This window comes from Vibrio sp. R10-SG-ISO4 (assembly GCF_059834135.1).
This window is the reverse complement of the sequence record NZ_JCBDHJ010000016.1, coordinates 203,283-222,289: the sequence shown is the minus strand read 5'-3', so window position 1 is coordinate 222,289 and position 19,007 is coordinate 203,283. Positions and strand designations below refer to the sequence as shown.

Genomic DNA, 19,007 nt, shown 5'->3' with positions numbered 1-19,007 from the left:
TAGCAAAGGTGAGACGGTTAATGCTACAACTTACAGACCTATGTAAAGGCTATGTCGACGGCGGTGAGTTTCACCCTGTCTTACAAGGTGCTGAGTTGTTATTAAACCAGGGGCAGCAAATTGCATTAATGGGCGAGAGTGGGGCTGGCAAGAGTACCCTGCTCAATCTGATTGCTGGGCTGGATGTCGTTGATTCTGGCATCATTCGCTTCCCTAACATGTCGATGGACAGCGCAACTGAAAGCGAGCGCACCCTCTACCGTCGCAATAATATTGGTCTTATCTTTCAGCAGTATAACTTGCTGCCCACTCTTAATATTGCCGATAACATTCGCTTCTGCCGCCAATTGAAAGGCTTACCAGAAGACGCCGGATTGTGGCGACAAATATTATCAGCGTTGGATCTCATGCCGCTGCTTGGCCGTTACCCTGAAGAGGTATCGGGCGGTCAGCAGCAGCGAGCCGCGATTGCTCGCGCGCTCTATATGGAGCCTAAATTGCTGCTTGCCGATGAGCCAACAGGAAGCTTGGATGAGCGCAATGCTGAAGCCGTGATGCGACTTTTGACCTCATTGAGTCGCCAATTAGATTGCACCCTACTGTTGGTGACGCACAGTGAGCGCGTAGCTGAACACATGCAAGGAAAGGTACGTCTGCAAGGAGGGCAACTCCATGTTATGGCCCGTCATTAAGGCATTACTGGGGCATTACCGACGTTATCCTTTTCAAATTCTGCTTGTTTGGCTTGGCCTGACACTGGGCGTCTCGTTATTGGTTGGCGTAACCGCGATCAATGAGCATGCGAGACAAAGCTACGCGCATGGCGAAAAACTCTTTTCTAATCCTTTGCCTTATCGCATCCGCCCCAAACACGCGACCAACAAAATTCCTCAAGGTTTTTACATTCAACTGCGCCGAGAAGGCTTTCATCAATGTGCGCCGTTTGATTTCGTTCGCGTTAGAACCAAGGATTACCGCGATCTCGTCGTTGTGGGTATGGATCCTATGTTCATGCTCAAAGATACCCCGGCGACGCGCTTAAAAAGCGCTTCAATTCTTGAACTGATGAAGCCGCCATACCCAATTATGGTCAGTGCTGAGTTGGCTGAGCACATGCGTTGGCATAATAACGATTTTGTCGAGCTTGGCGATGGCAGTAAATTAGGGCCGATCATCGTTGATAAGCAAAACTTGATCCACGGGACTCGTATCGTCGCCGACATGTCGTTGGTACGAATGATTGAACGCAGTTCTGGCTTGTCGGTCATTGCGTGTAGTGAAATGCCGCTCGAGAAAGTTGAGCGGTTGAAAGAGCTGTTGCCCAACGGTATGAATTTAGCGCGCAACTCTCGGGTTGAACTCGAAGCGCTCACGGAGGCGTTCCACGTCAATCTCAGTGCGATGGGGATGATGGCGTTCTTAGTGGGTCTTTTTATTTTTTATCAAGCGATGTCGCTCTCTTTAATTCAACGCCAGCCATTAGTGGGTGTACTTCGTCAAACCGGTGTCAGTGGCGTTCAATTGGCGGCGTCGCTGTGCATTGAATTAGTGGCGTTAGTGTTGGTGAGTTGGCTGTGTGGTAACGCCTTTGGCATGGTGCTCGCGAAGCAGTTGATGCCAGCAGTATCGGCAAGCCTTGGTGACCTCTACGATGCGAATGTTGGCTTGGTGATTGGTTGGAGTTGGTCTTCCAGTCTTTACAGCCTCTCTCTGACCTTACTCGGTGCCATTATCGCCTGTGGTTGGCCTTTGGTGAGATTGCTGCGCTCTCAGCCGGTCCGTTTAACCACTCGTCTCTCTTTAGTGCGCTTCGCCGGCCGTGAATTTTCTATTCAAGCGCTGATTGCTGTTGGATTAGCGGTGGCGGGGATCGCCATTTACCAAGCGCCACAAACTCAACAGACAGGCTTTGCCATTATTACTTGCTTGCTGCTTGGTGCCGCGCTCATCACGCCGTTTATTATCTGGAAAGTGTTCAATATCCTTTCCTATAAACTGCGCTGGGTGAAAGCGCGTTGGTTCTTTGCTGATGCGGCATCTAGTATGAGTTACCGCGGTGTGGCAACCATGGCCTTTATGCTGGCGATGGCTGCCAACATTGGGGTGGAAACCATGGTGGGTAGCTTTAGAGATACGACGGATAAGTGGCTATCCCAGCGTTTGGCCGCCGATCTCTACATTTACCCGAGTAACAGTGCGTCGGTTCGCATGAGCAATTGGTTGACCAAGCAACCCGAAGTGAAGTCGGTCTGGTGGCGATGGGAAAAAGAGGTCACGGAGAAAGAAGGCGTGCTGCAAGTGGTCAGCACCGGTGGTTCCGAAGGGGAGCTAGAAGCGCTAACTGTTAAACTCGGTATCCCGAACTATTGGTACTATCTGCACAACACCAAAGGGGTGATGGTCAGTGAGTCAATGGCGTTAAAGCTCGGCATTCGTCCCGGTGATACCTTGGATTTGAAAGGTCGACTTGGCAGTGGCTGGCAAGTGGTCGGCATCTACTACGATTACGGAAACCCTTACAATCAGGTGCTTTTATCACACAGAAATTGGTTGTACGCCTACGCAGGACGCGGCAATGTGGCGCTCGGCGCTGTGCTCAATGATGGCACCGATTCCAGTGCCTTGAAACGCCGTTTGGAGACGGTGTTTAGGATTGACGCTGAGCGTGTGTTTGACAACAGTCATATTCATAAGCAAGCGCTGCACATTTTTGACCGCACCTTCTCTATCGCAGACACCTTGGGCAACATTACCTTGATTATTGCTGTGTTTGGTATCTTTTTTGCCACTGTCGCGGGCGAGATTTCGCGCCAAAAACACGTCTCTTTACTGCGTTGTCTTGGCATGAAAGGGTGGGAGCTGATCGTGATGGGCGGTTTACAACTGTTTGTCTTTGGTACCATCGCGATGGTGATTGCATTGCCGCTCGGTTGGGTATTGGCGGAGTTGGTGGTGGACATTATCATCAAACAGTCGTTCGGTTGGACGCTTGAGCTGCAATTGATTCCGCAAGCTTATCTCATCACTGGTTTGTTGGCGATGGGCGCATTGATGGTAGCCGGGGCTCTGCCGGTATTGCGGATGGTACGAAACACGCCGATGAAATCGTTAAGGGATGCATTGTAATGACACAAGGTCGAGTGTTGAGTCGTTCAGCCATTATGGCAGTGGGTTTGGTGGTCGCAGGGCTCATTGCGCTGTTGATCATCTTTCGCGAGACGCCACTTGAAGAAACAAATGACTTTGATAGCATGAATGACATGCTGCGCGCGCAAAAAAGGCAGGTCTTTGAGCCTGTGCTGCCCAACTACCCCGTGATTTTACCCAACGACTTTTCCTTCAATAATGAGTACCAGCACGGTTGGTGGCAGTTCTTTGCTAATGTGCAAGATGAGGCCGGCACTGAATACGGGATTCAGTGGAGCTTTATTCGGATTGCCAGTCATGATCAACCTTTGCGTGGTTGGTTAAGCCCTCAAGTCTACGTGTCTCATCTTGTGGTATCGAGTCAATATGGCGTTTGGAAAGAGCAGCGGGTGGCTCGAGGTGGGATTGGCCAAGCAGAAATGACGTCACAGCCTTTTCGCATGTGGATCGATAATTGGAACTGGCGCTCACTAGGTAGGACACCGTTTCCTGGCATGCTCACTGCGCAAACCGATGAGTTTAGTGTCCAGTTGAGTGCGTCGACCAATGGGCCTTTTGTCCTGCCGGGTGAACGTGGCTACGTGGCCAAACACGATTTGCTGCCGATTGCGTCCTACAATATTTTCGCGCCTTTCCTTAATGTTCAGGGCTCAATTACATTGCCGGGCGATCGTCAGATTAAGGTCGATGGCAAAGCGTGGATGAGTAAAGAGTGGGGAAGTGGCTTACTCGCTGAAGGGCAACAGGGCTGGGATTGGTTTGTCGTCCATCTGGATGATGAAACCACGTTATCTGTGAGTCAGTATCGTCAAAACAAGCAACTTCCCTACTGGTTTGGTACCTTATCCAGTAGCGATGGGAAAGTGATTAACCTTGCAGACTCTGATCTTGTCATTACACCCAATGCGCCAAGTCTCGTCGCGCGTGGCAAGCGAGTGCCGATGAGTTGGACGATAGAAGTCCCCGCGCATAATATTCATCTCACCGTATCTGCGACTAATCAGAATCTTTGGCTGCCCTTCTTTGTGCCTTATTGGGAAGGACCAATAAAAACTACGGGTAGTCATAAGGCACAAGGCTTCATGCAGCTGATAGGGTATTAACTTTACGCATTGTTTCTAATTGATTGTCGTTGTTAAGAGCAGGTTATCTCAGGGTGATCTGCTTTTTTTTTGCATGTTCTATACTAATGATTCAGTTTGTTGATAGAAGTGAGGTTGAACCTATTCGTTGGTGCTATTTATGCTGGGCATTGCATTGATTTTATGGTTTGTCGCCTCAATTTGTGATACACAATCAGAGAGTTAGGTTGATTGTGTCCGACAGGTGACATGTTTAGCGACGACATCAATGCGGCATGATAGCCCTAGTGTCTCTAAGCATTCATTGGGTGTTCTCGTCAGGTTTTTATAAATAGCGTTATCAGATAGGTCTTAAATGATGAACAAATGGGTCCGTGACTTCTTCCGATTGGAGTCTGCCAGTGGGATTTTACTTATCGTCGCCGCTGTTGTGGCGATGACTATCGCAAACTCACCTTTAAATGAACATTATCAGCACTTTTTACACATCTATATTTTTGGGATGTCACTATCGCATTGGATTAACGATGGTTTGATGGCGATTTTCTTCCTGGTGATTGGCCTTGAAGTCAAGCGTGAACTGGTGGAGGGGGCGCTCAAGTCAAAGGAAACCGCCACATTACCAGCGGTTGCTGCCGTGGGGGGAATGGTGGTTCCTGCGTTGATTTATGCTGGTATGAACTGGGGCAACGACAACGCAATGGCGGGGTGGGCGATTCCTGCGGCAACGGATATCGCGTTTGCACTGGGAATTATGGCGCTCTTGGGTAAACGCGTCCCGATCGCTCTTAAGGTGTTTCTATTGGCTCTGGCGATCATCGATGACCTAGGCGCGGTACTGATTATTGCCTTCTTCTATACGTCAGACTTGTCGACGCTTGCGTTGACCATGGGCTTTATCTCTACGGGTGTGTTGTTTTGGCTTAACGCGAAACGTGTCACACGCCTGACTCCCTACCTGATTGTCGGGGCGATTTTGTGGTTCGCGGTGCTGAAATCTGGCGTTCATGCGACACTTGCTGGCGTGGTGATTGGTTTTGCTATTCCGCTAAAAAGTGAGAAGGAGCTCTACTCACCACTCAAATACCTTGAGCACTGGCTACACCCTTATGTCTCCTATGGCGTGTTGCCTCTGTTTGCATTGGCGAACGCGGGGATCTCGTTGCAGGGCATTTCAATGGACGGCCTAATGTCAACGGTGCCACTCGGCGTCGCGATGGGGCTATTGCTCGGTAAACCGATAGGCATCATGTTGTTCTGTTGGGCCTCACTGGCGCTGAAAATTACTGTGTTGCCAGAAGGCATCACTAAGCGACATCTGTTTGCCGTCTCTATTTTGTGTGGCATTGGTTTTACGATGTCGATATTCATCTCTTCGTTAGCCTTTGGTTTTGATTTCGCCACGCTCGACACTTACGCTCGTTTAGGTATCTTGATGGGGTCAACACTGGCAGCGGTATTGGGCTACATTGCTCTGCGTGTTTCTCTGCCGAAAGAGCCTGTGGCGGTGTCCGCTTCATCCTAGTGATATAAACATCTAACTTCAGCCCGCCAGGTTACCCCGGCGGGCTTTTTTTTGTTAAGGGCCTGCGGAATCGTTCAAAGGGAAAGTACGCGAAGAGGCAAAAGTAAGTAACACGACAAAAAAGTGTTTCATCGTGTTTCGTAAATGTGACCTATGTGAGAGGGTGAAGTATCATCAATGCTTATGTCTGATGGTATTTCCTACTAATTTCTGCTTTGAGTTCGTTTTTTTCGAAAGAAGAGCTCCAGAGAAGCGAATGTTATTGTTAACAGGATTTGAATAAACTTTCGCACATTCAACGTAAGGTGAGCTAGATCAACTATTGTTTCACTAACGTGTGAGTTTCACTCATGTTCTAGTTTCGCTAACGCTTTATAGCTTGGAGGCTTTTTCGATGCTGTATGCAGTCCTGTCCGGTTTTTTCCTGGCAGCGTTTGTTCCATGGCTGTTTCGCCAATTTGGTGAGAAGACCAGCAAACTGTTGGCACTTTTGCCCGCAGGTTTGTTTGTCTATTTCTCAACCTTTTGGACTCAGATAACAGAGCAAGGACCACTTCTGATTCGTTATGACTGGGTCCCTTCGTTGGGTATCAGTCTCGATTTCTGGTTAGATGGCCTGAGTTTACTCTTTGCGCTGCTGATCTCGGGGATCGGTTTTTTTGTCGTTATCTATGCGGGCAGTTATCTGGCCAACAAACCGGATCAACGCAAACTGCTGACCTATTTGATGGCGTTCATGGGCGCGATGTTGGGCGTGGTGTTATCCAACAACCTGATGGCGATGTTTGTCTTTTGGGAGCTGACCAGTATTACCTCTTACATGCTGATCGGTTACTACCACGAAAAAGAGTCGTCGCGTAAATCTGCGCTGCAAGGTCTGTTTGTCACCGTCGGCGGCGGCTTGGCGCTATTGGCTGGTATTATTCTGCTTGGCAGCCTTGCGGGCACTTATCAGATCAACGAGATTCTTTCGCAAGGTACGCAGCTGCAAACGCACGCGCTGTTTAGCGTGATGATGTTGGCGATTTTGGGCGGCACCTTTACTAAATCGGCCCAGTTCCCATTCCACTTTTGGTTACCTAATGCGATGGCAGCGCCGACGCCGGTCAGTTCTTACCTGCACTCTGCAACCATGGTCAAAGCCGGCGTCTATTTAATGGCGCGTTTACAACCGACGATGGCGGGGCATGATCTCTGGACCTGGCTACTGACGTTTGTTGGCGCTACCACTATGCTCTTGGGCGCGGCTATGGCGGTGACCAGCACGGATCTGAAGCGCATTTTGGCCTATTCAACCGTGATGGCACTGGGAACTTTGACCATGCTGATTGGTATCGGCACGGAAGCGGCGCTGGTGGCGGCGGTGGTGTTCTTACTTGGCCACGCCCTCTACAAAGGTGCACTCTTCATGGCGGCAGGCACCATAGATCACGAAACGGGCACCAAAGATGTGCGCGAGTTAGGTGGGCTACGTAAAGCGATGCCGTACACTGCGGCGTTCATGTCTCTCGCTGCACTAGCTCTAGCGGGGGTACCGCCTCTGTTTGGATTCATCGGTAAAGAGATGATGCTCGAAGGCGTGTTATCCAGCCCTTGGGCAGCGTTGCTTGCCCTCATGGCGCTGTTGACCTCCATCTTTATTGTCGCTTGTGCAGGGCTATTGGTGATCAAACCCTTCTGGGGTGAGAAGAAAGCCACGCCAAAAGAGGCGCACGAAGCGCCGCTTGGAATGCGTCTTGGCTTTACGGTGCTTTCGGTGTTAGGTCTGGTTCTTGGCTTGATTCCTTCATTGGCTTCGCCGCTTGTTGTATCTGCATCGACGGCGATTCTCGGTAATCCTGCGAGTAAGGTGGATCTCGCGCTGTGGCATGGTCTCAATCTTCCGCTGATGCTGAGTATTACGGCTATGGTGGTCGGTTACCTCCTGTTTAAGCAGTGGGATAAACTCGGCAAACGTGCAATTAAAGCCAAACCATTACTGAACTACGGACCGGAAGCGGGTTACTTTGTCTTTATGGACAACATGGTGAAATTCGCCAAATGGAGTACCGCCAAACTGCAAAATGGTTATATGTCGAACTACATTTTGACCATTTTCCTCACGACGATCGGTTTGGTGGCGTACGCCATGGTTACCCGCGTTGGTTTCCACTGGGATTTGGATTTCTCTGACGTGACGCTCAAAGAGATCGGCCTATCGATTCTGATCATTGCGGTGATTACGTTTGCTTGTTTGACCAAAGTACGTTTGAGCTCGGTGGCGGCCCTTGGCGCACTCGGTTTTGCCATGGCGCTGATTTACGTCTTCTTTAGCGCGCCTGATTTGGCCATCACTCAGGTGCTGATTGAAACTCTGACGGTCATCATGTTGGTGTTGGTTTTGTTCAAACTGCCTAAGTTCCAAACGCTCTCAAGCGCGGATGTGCGTTGGCGTGACACCATCGTCGCCCTGTTGTTTGGTGCAATGATGGCGACGCTATTGATGACAGTAGTGCATTTCTCGATGCCAGGCGGTATTAGCGGGTACTTGATTGAAAACAGTGTACCAATCGCGAAAGGGCGCAATATCGTCAACGTGATTTTGGTCGACTACCGTGCACTGGATACGCTAGGTGAGATTTTCGTCTTGTCGTTGGCGGCGATTGGTGTGACTGCGATGCTGCGTTCGAAGAGGGACTGATGATGAATAAGACAAGTACTTCTATGATTTTGCAGGTCATCGCACGCTTTCTGCTGCCGATGTTGCTGCTGTTTTCTGTGTTTTTATTGGTGCGTGGCCATGATGAACCGGGCGGCGGTTTTATCGCGGGCCTGGTGGCGTCAGCGGCCTTTGCATTGCACTTGTTCGCGTTTGATGCCAAAGAGACGCGCAAGTTGATTGGCATCGACAGCACTTACCTGATGGGTGGAGGATTGATTATCTCGACGCTCAGCGGTTTTGTCGGTGTGATTAAATCTGGCAGCACGTTTTTGACCGCGCAATGGTGGTACGTCAATGTGCCGGGATTGGGTGAGCTCAAACTGAGCACGCCGTTGATGTTTGATGTGGGCGTCTACTTTGTCGTGATCGGCATGGTGACGACACTGCTTTTCTCACTGGCACAGTTGGAGGATTAAATGACCACATTATTTGCTTTGGTGATCGGTGCGCTCTACGCCGCTGCTCTGTACATGATGTTGCGCCGCAGTGTGGTGAAGTTGGTCATTGGCCTCATCATTCTGTCGAATGCGACCAACTTGCTGATCTTTACTGGTGGCGGTCTGGTTCGCGGAGCGCCACCACTGATCGCTGAGGGTATGACGGCTCCGGTGGGCGCGATTGCTGACCCTCTGCCCCAAGCCCTTATTCTGACTGCTATCGTCATCAGCTTTGGCGTATTAGCCTTTGCCGTGGTGCTGATTAAGCGCGCTTACAGCGTGATCGGTCAAGATGACATGAACGAAATGAAGAGTACAGATTCACAATTATGATGCTTCTATTGCCCGTACTGATCCCTATGTTTGCCGCGGCGTTGTCGATGACGCTGTGGAAACATCAAACGCTGCAACGCTGGATCAGTGTGTTCTCTAATTTTGCGTTGCTGATTGCCGCGGTCACCTTGTTCTACACCGTTTATAACGATGGGATCCAAGTGGTCACCTTGGGAGACTGGCAGCCACCTTATGGTATTTCAATGGTGGCGGATCTGTTGGCGGTGATTATGGTCACCGTGTCAGCGGTCGTGGCGTTTTGTATCTCCATTTATGCCTTGGCCACCATGAGTGAGGAGCACGAAAAGTTCGGCTTCTACCCGCTACTGCATCTGATGTTAGCCGGTGTCATTGGCTCTTTCCTAACCGGTGATATTTTCAACCTCTACGTTTGGTTTGAAATCATGCTGGTGGCATCGTTTGGCTTGCTGATTTTAGGCGGCGAACGCAGTCAAATGGAGGGCGCGCTCAAGTATGTGACGCTTAACTTGCTCTCTTCTGCATTGTTCCTCAGTGCGATTGGTTTGCTTTACGCCTACGCAGGTACGCTGAATATGGCGGATCTGGGGCAAAAATTGGCGACCACCGACAGCCCACAAGTGGTGACGGTGATTTCACTGCTTTTCTTGGTGGCATTTGGCATCAAAGCGGCGGCATTTCCGATGTTTTTCTGGCTGCCAGCCTCCTACCATACACCGCCTGTCGCTATTTCAGCGGTGTTTGCTGGCTTGTTGACGAAAGTGGGCGTTTACGCACTGTATCGCGTGTTTAGCCTAATCTTTGTCGGTGATATCGCCTTTACTCACGGCACTTTGTTGATGTGGATGGGTATTTTCACCATGGTGACGGGCGTGCTGGGTGCGGCGGCGCAGTTTGAAGTACGTCGTATCTTGTCTTTTCATATCGTGAGTCAGATTGGCTACATGATTTTAGGTTTGGCGCTCTTTACGCCATTGGCGATTTTGGGCGGGGTATTTTATCTCTTCCACCACATCGTGGTGAAAACTAACCTGTTCCTTATCGGTGGTGTGATGCATCGTATGCACGGCAGTTACGATCTGGGTCGGTTAGGTGGTTTGTATAAATCCGCGCCGTTCCTTGCGATTTTGTTTGCTATCCCAGCTATGTCTCTGGCGGGTATTCCACCGTTGTCAGGCTTCTTCGCTAAGTTTGTCGTGATCAAGGCAGGTATTGATGCGCAAGCATGGATAGGGGTGATTGCTTCGCTCGCCGTGGGGCTACTGACGCTCTATTCGATGGTGAAAATTTGGGCGGAAGCGTTCTGGAAGAAGCTGCCAGAGGATGCAGAAGTGTTGCCAGCGATGTCAGATTCAGAGCGATTCTTCCTTTACCTACCGATCATCTTGATGGCAATCATCACCGTTACGATTGGTATTAACGCAGAATGGTTTGTCAATCTCGCAAGCATGACCGCGGATCAGCTACTGGATCCTGCGCAATACATCGATGCTGTGTTAGGAGGTCAATAAGATGAAAGCCTTTGGTTGGAATATGTTATTGGCGTTGGCGTGGGTGATCTTATCGGGCACCTACACCATCTCAAATCTCTTTGGGGGCATGTTGCTGAGCTATGTGGTGCTGGCTTACGTACTTCGCGATCAGCCAGCGTTCAAACGTTATTTCGGTAAGTTTCCTAAGTTTGTTAAGTTCGCGCTGTTCTTTATCTGGGATTTGGTTAAATCGAACGCTCGCGTGGCATACGATGTACTGACGCCGACGCATTTGATGAAGCCTGCGGTGATTGCCGTCCCACTCGACATTAAAAGCGATGCCGGCATCACGCTATTTTCGAACTTAATTACCGTTACACCAGGTTCACTAGCACTGGATGTGTCCACCGATAAAAAAGTCCTGTTTGTCCACCTGATGTATTTTGAAGATGAACAACAGCATGTGGCAGAGCTGAAAAAGCTTGAAGCCATGGTGCTGGAAATTATGGAGTAAGGCGACGATGGATACTGTATATACCCTCTGTTTTGCCATGCTAATTCTTGCGCTGCTGATCTCTTCGGTTCGTTTGCTGAAAGGACCGTCGCTACCCGACCGAGTGGTTGCGCTTGAGCTAATGGCCTCACTTACCGTCGGTTTGGTCGTGCTATATGGACTGGCATACCAAGAGCCAGCGTTCATTGATGTGGCTATTGTACTGGCGTTGACGTCGTTTCTGGCGGCTGTCGGGTTCTCGAGCTTTTTGGAGAAAAGAGGAATTCAAGATGATGACTGAGTTTTTTGTTGCGCTATTTGCACTGCTGGGCTCTTTCTTGATGCTCCTTGCCAGCATTGGCTTAAACCGCATGCCTGACTTGCTGACCCGTATGCATGCGACCACTAAAGCAGGTGCGTTAGGTGTGGGTCTACTGGTGATCGCCTTTGCGATTGTTTTTTGGAGCGATGCCGCCATCGTCGTTCGCGCAGCGGCGGTTGTCGTGTTCATCATGGTGACGGCACCGATTGCGGCGCATGTGGTGGCGCGGACCAGTTACTTCGTCGGTGTCCCTGTTTGGGAAGGCACGGTAAAAGATGCCATCAAAGAGCAGTACGATATGGATACGCACCAACTGTCTAGTCAAAACTGTACCGAGGCGACACCCAGCGCTGCAGAGATGCCCGCTGCGGTCGAAACGCCGGGAGTTAAAGACGAATCATCGTCATCGTGATTTTTTCGACGTCGAGTTGTAAAGAAAACCGCCCCCATTGCTCGCAGTGGGGGCGGTTGTTTTATTAGAGAGCCTTATCGATTTAATCCTTAAAGAGTCACTTATCGCAGTGTTACTTAGGAATAGTGGTAAATATCGTCCACTCTTTGACCACTTCTCGGCTCATGCCGACCACGGTGGCGGACACCTTGCGATCTAAGGCTTCAGTAGTCGCGTCACCCGCGCTTTCTTCGGCTGCGCTGTCTCCAAAACCAACAATGGCGATCCGCTCAGGCTCCACACCATAGTAGAGTAACTCTTGCTCAACGGCATTTGCTCGTAGCTTTGACAGCTCTAGATTGCGTTCCGCGCTGCCAGTTTTACTGGCGTAGCCTTGCAGTTGTATAGACGTCTCTGGGTATTGGGCAAGAAACTCTGCCATCGCTTCAATTTGGGTTGAATATTGCCAATCGACTTCGGCCGAATTGTTTGCAAATAAGATAAACAGCTGCGACTCTTCGCGTTTCGCGAGGGCTTGGCCGCAGCCATCGTTGTCAATAAGGGCTCCCAACGGTGTACCGGGGCAGAAGTCACGTGCGTTCACTACGCCATCACTGTCGTCATCGGTGAGATCAAACGGTTGTTCTGCTGTGGGAGTGTCAATATAGTCATACTGATCGTCTTCGGCTTGTGCGGTAAAGGCAAGCGCTACACTGAGCAGAGAAAACGGGAATAGCATCAATTTGTTCATCTTAATACTCCATCTTCTCTTGCCATTCTTTTGGCGTATCCACTAATAGTGCGTCGAGCAAGTTGCCGGTTGCATTCATCACTCGATACTTGGCGTACTGCTCAGCGTAGTGGGCGTCGAGGTAATCTTTACGCGCCTCAAACAGTTCGTTTTCGGTGTTGAGTAAGTCAAGTAGGGTACGTTGACCGATACGATACTGTTTCTCGTAGGCAATCACTGTTTCTGAGGCAGAATCGACATGGTCAGAGAGAAACTGCTTTTGTTGCAAGGTCAAATCAAGCGCACTCCAGGAAAGGCGCAAACCTTCCTCTACTTGACGATACGCGTTGTCGCGTAAATCTTTGGCCTTGTTAAGTTGATAAGCCGCTCGTTCTGAGAGATCGCTGTCGCTGCCACCATTATAGAGGTTGTAGCGCATGCGAAGCATGGCAAGGGTTTCGTCACTACGCCCTTCATCGCCGCCAGCGTCATCTCGCCAAGTTTGACTCGCTTCAATAGAGAACGTGGGGTAGAAGTTACCTTTAGACTGCTTGTATTGAAAACGTGCAGCATCAACATCCGCGTGTGAGGTTTGAATCACAGGGTGAGAGGCAATCGCCTGATCAAGTGCCTCCTCCAGAGTAAGAGGAATACGTGATTCGTCAGCACGCGGGTAGATGAGCCCAAGCGGTGCTTGACCTACCACTCGCTGAAACTGAGTATGGGTATCAAAGAGGTTATTTTGCGCGGCTAGCAAGTTACCATGCGCTTTGGCGATACGCGCTTCAACCTGCGTAACATCAGCGGTTGAACCAACGCCAGAGTCGGCGCGACGTTTGATGTCTTTGTAGATGTCTTTATGGACCTTGAGGTTACTCTCTGAAAGCTGCAATACCTCGTAGGCTTTAACGGCATCTAGGTAAATCTCGGTGACTTGAAGTGCAAGGTCTGAAGCCTGCGACAAAAGTTGTAGCCTCAAAGACTCCGCATCCGCCGCGGTGCGGTCGATATCGTTTAATGTTGCGTTACCGTCCCATAGTAACTGCGTTAAGCTTACGGTCGCTTCCTTTCGGGTGAGGTCAGTATCATCCCCTTGCCCAGGCGCTGGGCTAATGCCCTCATACCCGATGCCCGCATCTAAATCGATACTCGGCAAGTATGCACCGACTGCCGCATCGCTAGATTTCACGGCACTGCGGAACTCATTGTAGCTCGATTTTAGATCCGGATTAGTGGCAATGGTATAAGCCACCGCTTGTTCTAACGTTTGTGACTGTGCTGCGAGGCTCAACATCAGTGTGCTCGCGGCGACGCATGATAACTTCCAGTTCAAGGTGATCTCCCTATACATCTCGTTACAGATAAGACGCTGTCACATAAGGTGTTTGTATTTCGTTATAATTGTTACTAGCTTAGCCTTTCTAATGACAAAGTGAGAGGGGCAAATTCAAAAAATGACCGAATGTAGTACTCATTTACAGGTCTTGTCTCATTTTTGAGATGTTGGAGGTGGTTTTTACTGATTGAGTTTGGGGTAGGACGCAATTTTACACCGAGTTTTTGTCGTTCATTTTCTTATTACTTGCGTAGATGCCGCTACACGCAATGGCTCTTATGACCTCCCGGTTTTTTTGATTCAGCTTTTTAACTGAAATCATTTCGATTGACGTGGTCTATTAACACTTTTGTTTTGATAGATTAATTAATAATTTGATTCGATATTGCGAAAATGAGTTGCCAATTTCCGGCAAATTATGATACTTTCGCGCGCAATCTCGGAGAGCAGTCGTAATGACGCTCTGGGGGACACGCGTGAGGTCATTCGGGCTGAGTGAACACCACGTAGGGTAGGTATCGATAAGTCCTTTTATCGATAGACGGGATACTGTTGTCGTATAGCGACATATGAATGGGAAACCCAACATTGAATCCACTAAATAAACACACATTGATCAGCTTAGTTCTTCCTGAGTGCCCTGTTTTACAAGACAGTTGCATCACTGAACCTTGATTTTCTACTAAACGTCGAATCCATCCCATGTGATGGTCTGTTTATGCTTGGTTGCGATTTGCTATCGACACCGAGCCGTTTGCTGTTCCTTTTCCTCTCCCATTTTATCTCGGAAAAGGCCGAAAATTGTTTCAATGGAACTTATCATGAGCACAGCTTTTGAAGTCGATACCAACGCTATCGCAACCCCTTTTTCAACTCAGATTCCTGTTGTGGATGGTCTGTATGATCTCACGCCTGATCAAATTTTGCTTGATCAGCAACAGCACGAATCTGAAGTTCGCTCTTACCCTCGACGTCTACCGATTGCGATTAAACAAGCGTACGGTGCTTTAGTTGAAGATACTCGCGGTCAGTTATTCCTCGACTGTCTGGCCGGTGCGGGCACATTGGCTTTGGGTTACAACCACCCAGAGATCAACCAAGCACTGAAAGATCAGCTCGACAGCGGATTGCCATATCAAACATTGGACATCGCCACCCAAGCGAAGACCCACTTTATCAAGACGGTGAAGGAATTCTTGCCTGAGCAATTAGGCGACAATTGTGTGATTCAATTTTGCGGCCCTTCAGGTGCGGACGCTGTAGAAGCTGCGATCAAATTGGCGAAGCAGACCACCGGTCGTAACACCATGTTTGCTTTCCGTGGTGCGTACCACGGTATGACAAACGGCACTATGGGCATGATGGGCAACCTAGGCACTAAAGCGCGTCGTACTGGCCTGATGTCTGATGTGCACTTTATGCCATTCCCTTACAGCCTGCGCTGCCCATTTGGGTTGGGTGGCGATGAAGGCGCCAAAGCCAGCATTCGTTACATTGAGCGTCTCTTGAATGATGACGAAGCGGGCATCATGAAGCCGGCAGCGATTATTGTTGAGCCGGTTCAAGGTGAAGGCGGTGTCATCCCTGCACCTGCATTCTGGCTGCAAGGCCTGCGTCGTATCTGTGATGAGCACGGCATCCTGCTGATTTTTGATGAAATTCAATGTGGTGTAGCGAAAACAGGTTACAACTTTGCGTTTGAAGAGGCGGGTATTGTGCCAGACGTGCTCTGCCTATCGAAAGCGATTGGTGGCGGTATGCCGATGTCGCTGTTAGTCATCAACAAGCAGCACGACACTTGGAAACCGGGCGAGCACACGGGCACCTTCCGTGGCAACCAGTTGGCAATGGTCTCTGGTGCCAAAGCACTTGAAATCATTCAGCGTGACAACTTAGTGGAGCACGCTAACATCGCCGGTCAATACCTGCGCCTTGGTTTAGAAAATATCCAAAAGCGTGTCAACTGTGTAGCAGAAGTTCGTGGTAAAGGCTTGATGCTAGGCGTTGAAATCAAGAAAACCAACGACGAGAAGAACAAGTTTGGCGAGCCAGCCTCCGATGGTGCGATGACGTTGCGCATTCAACGTGCGGCACTGGAACGTGGTTTGATGGTTGAAAAAGGCGGCCGTGACGGTTCGGTTATCCGTTTCCTACCACCGCTGATTATTTCGTTTGAACAAATTGATTTTGCGCTACGCACACTTGAAGCGGCGATGATTGCTGCTGGCGCGGATTACGTTGAAGCACCTGCGAACAACCAAAAGTGGAACAAGCACTTTATTCACACCGGTGAGCAGGGTGCGGATGAGTTCGCGGCGGTAATGTTTCACACCACGCATGTGATGAAAGCGATGTTTGAGCAAGTGGAAAAACCATACTCAGGTATGGATCCTAAATTGCTTGAAGCGCAAATCAATGCGGTCAACCTTGATGCCTCTGAAACCAGCTTGAAAGAGGTGATTGCCAGCACGACCGACTTGGTGGCGAAAAATGCCATTTTCACTCAGCACCCAAGCTGTATTGCTCACTTGCACACACCCCCTTTGATGCCATCTGTGGCGGCAGAGGCGATGATTGGTGCGCTCAACCAGTCAATGGACTCATGGGACCAAGCGTCTTCTGCAACTTACGTTGAGCAAAAAGTGATTAACTGGCTGTGCGACAAATACGACATGAGCCAAGACGCCGACGGCATCATGACCAGCGGCGGCACGCAGAGCAACCAAATGGGTCTAATGCTGGCGCGTGATTGGATCGCCAACAAGCTTTCTGGCCACTCTATCCAAAAATTGGGTTTGCCAGATTACGCCGACAAATTGCGAATCGTCTGTTCGGCCAATGCGCACTTCACCGTGCAAAAATCCGCTTCTTGGATGGGCCTAGGTGAGAAAGCGGTATTACCTGTACCAGCGAATATTGACGGCACCATGAAAGCAGAACTGCTTGAACAAGTGGTTGCAGATGCGAAAGCGCAAGGCTTGATTCCATTTGCGATTGTCGGTACGGCAGGGACCACGGATCATGGCGCGATCGATGATCTTGAGCGTATCGCCGAGGTTGCCGAGCAGCACGAACTCTGGATGCATGTCGATGGTGCATACGGCGGCGCACTGATTCTCAGTGGCTCAAAAGGTCGCCTCAAAGGTGTTGAGCGCGCAAGCTCCATCAGCGTGGACTTCCACAAGCTGTTTTTCCAAACCATTAGCTGCGGCGCTTTGCTAGTGAACGACAAAGCAAACTTTGCGTTCTTGCTTCACCACGCGGACTATTTGAACCGTGAGCACGATGAGTTGCCAAACTTGGTCGACAAGTCTATCGCGACCACCAAGCGTTTCGATGCACTGAAAGTCTTCATGACAATGCAAAGTGTCGGACCAAAGGCGCTCGGTGAGATGTACGATCACCTGTTAGAGCAAACTCAGCAAGTGGCGGATATGGTTGTGGCGGCACCTGGTTTTGAACTGTTAGCCAGACCTGCACTATCGACGGTGCTATTCCGCAGCACGCTGGGTGACGAAGCGAACTTGGATAAACTCAACCAGAAAGTGCGTATTGAAGCGCTGGTACGCGGTATCGCGGTATTGGGCGAAACCGTCATTGCGGGTAAATCAGCACTCAAGTTTACGATTTTGAACCCAACGCTTTCATTGAAAGATTTTGAGAAACTATTAAACGACATCAACCAGCTTGCGGTTGAACTAGTAAAATAAGGTAACAAAGACCATGGCAATTCTACAGATTGGTGCCGGCGGTGTTGGCTGGGTAGTCGCGCACAAAGCGGCTCAGAACAACGACGTCCTCGGTGATATCACTATCGCATCACGTACTTTAGGTAAGTGCGAGAAGATCATCGAATCGATTCAGAAGAAAAATAATCTGAAAGATTCAACTAAGAAACTAGAAGCGCGCGCAGTGAATGCGGACGACGTGGAGGCACTGGTTGCCTTAATCAAAGAGGTTCAGCCTGATCTTGTGATCAACGCGGGTCCTCCTTGGGTCAACATGGCGATCATGGAAGCGTGTTACCAAGCAAAAGTGTCATACCTAGATACCTCGGTAGCGGTTGATTTGTGCTCAGAAGGTCAGCAAGTGCCTGAAGCGTACGATTGGCAGTGGGGTTACCGTGAGAAGTTTGAAGAAGCAGGCATCACAGGCATTCTTGGCGCTGGTTTCGATCCAGGCGTGGTATCGGTATTTGCCGCGTATGCGGTGAAACACTTGTTCGATGAAATCGACACGATTGACGTGATGGATGTCAACGCTGGTGATCATGGTAAGAAGTTTGCGACTAACTTTGATCCAGAGACCAACATGCTTGAAATCCAGGGCGATTCTTTCTACTGGGAAGACGGTGAGTGGAAGCAAGTACCTTGTCACTCTCGTATGCTTGAGTTTGATTTCCCTAATTGTGGTGCTCACAAGGTGTACTCTATGGCGCACGATGAAGTGCGCTCAATGAAAGAGTTCATCCCTGCAAAACGCATCGAATTCTGGATGGGCTTTGGTGATCGTTACCTTAACTACTTCAACGTGATGCGTGATATTGGCCTACTGAGCCCAGATCCGCTGACGTTGCATGACGGCACTGTGGTTCAGCCACTGCACGTATTGAAAGCGTTACTTCCTGACCCGACCTCATTGGCGCCAGGCTACACAGGTTTAACCTGTATCGGTACTTGGGTGCAAGGTAAGAAAGATGGCGCAGAGCGTAGCGTGTTCATCTACAACAACGCGGACCACGAAGTCGCCTATCAAGATGTGGAGCATCAAGCGATCTCTTACACGACAGGTGTGCCAGCTATTACGGCTGCGCTTCAGTTCTTCCGTGGTAAATGGGCGGATAAAGGCGTGTTCAACATGGAACAGCTCGACCCAGATCCGTTCCTAGAGACCATGCCTGAGATTGGTCTAGATTGGCATGTTCAGGAACTCGAGCCTGGCCAACCCGTGATTCATAAACTCAAATAATCGAGTATCGGGTGTGAGTCCACACCCAGCGATGCTCATCAAAGCAGCCATTGGTCGTGTTCAATGGCTGTTTTTTGTCATTTAGGGTTCT

15 protein-coding genes are annotated in these 19,007 nt (G+C 49.8%); 13 read left to right on the top strand and 2 right to left on the bottom strand.

Annotated features, from left to right (window positions below; all coding sequences use genetic code 11):
* The first annotated feature begins 20 nt into the window (after window positions 1–20).
* The 11 genes from AC6R03_RS10475 (at window position 21) to mnhG (ending at window position 11,903) form a co-directional block, all read left to right on the top strand.
* Entirely contained in the window at window positions 21–692 is a 672-nt protein-coding gene (locus AC6R03_RS10475) for an ABC transporter ATP-binding protein (protein WP_500628454.1), read from the top strand.
* Entirely contained in the window at window positions 673–3,126 is a 2,454-nt protein-coding gene (locus tag AC6R03_RS10470; protein ID WP_500628455.1) for an ABC transporter permease, read from the top strand. Before AC6R03_RS10475 ends, AC6R03_RS10470 begins: the two co-directional genes overlap by 20 nt.
* Entirely contained in the window at window positions 3,126–4,250 is a 1,125-nt protein-coding gene (locus tag AC6R03_RS10465; RefSeq protein WP_500631162.1) for a lipocalin-like domain-containing protein, read from the top strand. The genes AC6R03_RS10470 and AC6R03_RS10465 overlap by 1 nt, the downstream gene beginning before the upstream one ends.
* 337 nt (window positions 4,251–4,587) lie before the next feature.
* On the top strand, window positions 4,588–5,754 hold the full coding sequence (gene nhaA, locus AC6R03_RS10460; protein WP_500628172.1) for a Na+/H+ antiporter NhaA: 1,167 nt from the start codon (window positions 4,588–4,590) through the stop codon (window positions 5,752–5,754).
* Between the two features lie 394 nt (window positions 5,755–6,148).
* Window positions 6,149–8,434, top strand: a complete 2,286-nt coding sequence (locus AC6R03_RS10455) for a putative monovalent cation/H+ antiporter subunit A (RefSeq protein ID WP_500631161.1) — start codon at window positions 6,149–6,151, stop codon at window positions 8,432–8,434.
* Entirely contained in the window at window positions 8,434–8,871 is a 438-nt protein-coding gene (locus AC6R03_RS10450) for a Na+/H+ antiporter subunit B (RefSeq protein ID WP_334552317.1), read from the top strand. Before AC6R03_RS10455 ends, AC6R03_RS10450 begins: the two co-directional genes overlap by 1 nt.
* Complete coding sequence (locus AC6R03_RS10445; protein ID WP_334552316.1) at window positions 8,872–9,225, top strand: Na+/H+ antiporter subunit C; 354 nt, start codon at window positions 8,872–8,874, stop codon at window positions 9,223–9,225. It begins immediately after the preceding gene.
* Window positions 9,222–10,715 (top strand): Na+/H+ antiporter subunit D, encoded by a 1,494-nt coding sequence (locus AC6R03_RS10440; RefSeq protein ID WP_334552315.1) that lies wholly within the window; start codon window positions 9,222–9,224, stop codon window positions 10,713–10,715. Before AC6R03_RS10445 ends, AC6R03_RS10440 begins: the two co-directional genes overlap by 4 nt.
* Before the next feature lies 1 nt (window position 10,716).
* Window positions 10,717–11,190, top strand: coding sequence for a Na+/H+ antiporter subunit E (locus AC6R03_RS10435; protein ID WP_500631160.1), 474 nt, complete (start codon window positions 10,717–10,719; stop codon window positions 11,188–11,190).
* Between the two features lie 7 nt (window positions 11,191–11,197).
* Window positions 11,198–11,470 (top strand): MrpF/PhaF family protein, encoded by a 273-nt coding sequence (locus tag AC6R03_RS10430; RefSeq protein WP_334552313.1) that lies wholly within the window; start codon window positions 11,198–11,200, stop codon window positions 11,468–11,470.
* Entirely contained in the window at window positions 11,460–11,903 is a 444-nt protein-coding gene (gene mnhG, locus AC6R03_RS10425; RefSeq protein WP_500627650.1) for a monovalent cation/H(+) antiporter subunit G, read from the top strand. The genes AC6R03_RS10430 and mnhG overlap by 11 nt, the downstream gene beginning before the upstream one ends.
* A 112-nt stretch (window positions 11,904–12,015) precedes the next feature.
* Here the strand turns inward: mnhG and AC6R03_RS10420 are convergent, their stop codons facing one another.
* Both AC6R03_RS10420 and AC6R03_RS10415 read right to left on the bottom strand, forming a co-directional pair.
* Window positions 12,016–12,633 (bottom strand): OmpA family protein, encoded by a 618-nt coding sequence (locus AC6R03_RS10420; protein WP_487903721.1) that lies wholly within the window; start codon window positions 12,631–12,633, stop codon window positions 12,016–12,018.
* 1 nt (window position 12,634) lies between these two features.
* Window positions 12,635–13,906, bottom strand: coding sequence for a TolC family outer membrane protein (locus tag AC6R03_RS10415; protein WP_500631177.1), 1,272 nt, complete (start codon window positions 13,904–13,906; stop codon window positions 12,635–12,637).
* An 863-nt stretch (window positions 13,907–14,769) separates the two neighbouring features.
* On the opposite strand from AC6R03_RS10415, the gene AC6R03_RS10410 reads away from it, so the two are divergent.
* Together AC6R03_RS10410 and AC6R03_RS10405 are read left to right on the top strand one after the other, a co-directional pair.
* On the top strand, window positions 14,770–17,658 hold the full coding sequence (locus AC6R03_RS10410) for a pyridoxal phosphate-dependent class III aminotransferase (RefSeq protein WP_500631159.1): 2,889 nt from the start codon (window positions 14,770–14,772) through the stop codon (window positions 17,656–17,658).
* Window positions 17,659–17,671: 13 nt separating this feature from the next.
* Window positions 17,672–18,916 carry a carboxynorspermidine synthase gene (locus AC6R03_RS10405; RefSeq protein WP_500627653.1) on the top strand — a complete coding sequence of 415 codons (1,245 nt, stop codon included), beginning with the start codon at window positions 17,672–17,674 and terminating at the stop codon, window positions 18,914–18,916.
* Window positions 18,917–19,007: the final 91 nt, after the last annotated feature.

Coding starts and splice junctions, on each gene's coding strand:
- AC6R03_RS10475 (WP_500628454.1), top strand. CDS start 21: ATGCTACAACTTACAGACCTATGTAAAGGCTATGTCGACGGCGGTGAG.
- AC6R03_RS10470 (WP_500628455.1), top strand. CDS start 673: ATGTTATGGCCCGTCATTAAGGCATTACTGGGGCATTACCGACGTTAT.
- AC6R03_RS10465 (WP_500631162.1), top strand. CDS start 3,126: ATGACACAAGGTCGAGTGTTGAGTCGTTCAGCCATTATGGCAGTGGGT.
- nhaA (WP_500628172.1), top strand. CDS start 4,588: ATGAACAAATGGGTCCGTGACTTCTTCCGATTGGAGTCTGCCAGTGGG.
- AC6R03_RS10455 (WP_500631161.1), top strand. CDS start 6,149: ATGCTGTATGCAGTCCTGTCCGGTTTTTTCCTGGCAGCGTTTGTTCCA.
- AC6R03_RS10450 (WP_334552317.1), top strand. CDS start 8,434: ATGATGAATAAGACAAGTACTTCTATGATTTTGCAGGTCATCGCACGC.
- AC6R03_RS10445 (WP_334552316.1), top strand. CDS start 8,872: ATGACCACATTATTTGCTTTGGTGATCGGTGCGCTCTACGCCGCTGCT.
- AC6R03_RS10440 (WP_334552315.1), top strand. CDS start 9,222: ATGATGCTTCTATTGCCCGTACTGATCCCTATGTTTGCCGCGGCGTTG.
- AC6R03_RS10435 (WP_500631160.1), top strand. CDS start 10,717: ATGAAAGCCTTTGGTTGGAATATGTTATTGGCGTTGGCGTGGGTGATC.
- AC6R03_RS10430 (WP_334552313.1), top strand. CDS start 11,198: ATGGATACTGTATATACCCTCTGTTTTGCCATGCTAATTCTTGCGCTG.
- mnhG (WP_500627650.1), top strand. CDS start 11,460: ATGATGACTGAGTTTTTTGTTGCGCTATTTGCACTGCTGGGCTCTTTC.
- AC6R03_RS10420 (WP_487903721.1), bottom strand. CDS start 12,633: ATGAACAAATTGATGCTATTCCCGTTTTCTCTGCTCAGTGTAGCGCTT.
- AC6R03_RS10415 (WP_500631177.1), bottom strand. CDS start 13,906: ATGTTGAGCCTCGCAGCACAGTCACAAACGTTAGAACAAGCGGTGGCT.
- AC6R03_RS10410 (WP_500631159.1), top strand. CDS start 14,770: ATGAGCACAGCTTTTGAAGTCGATACCAACGCTATCGCAACCCCTTTT.
- AC6R03_RS10405 (WP_500627653.1), top strand. CDS start 17,672: ATGGCAATTCTACAGATTGGTGCCGGCGGTGTTGGCTGGGTAGTCGCG.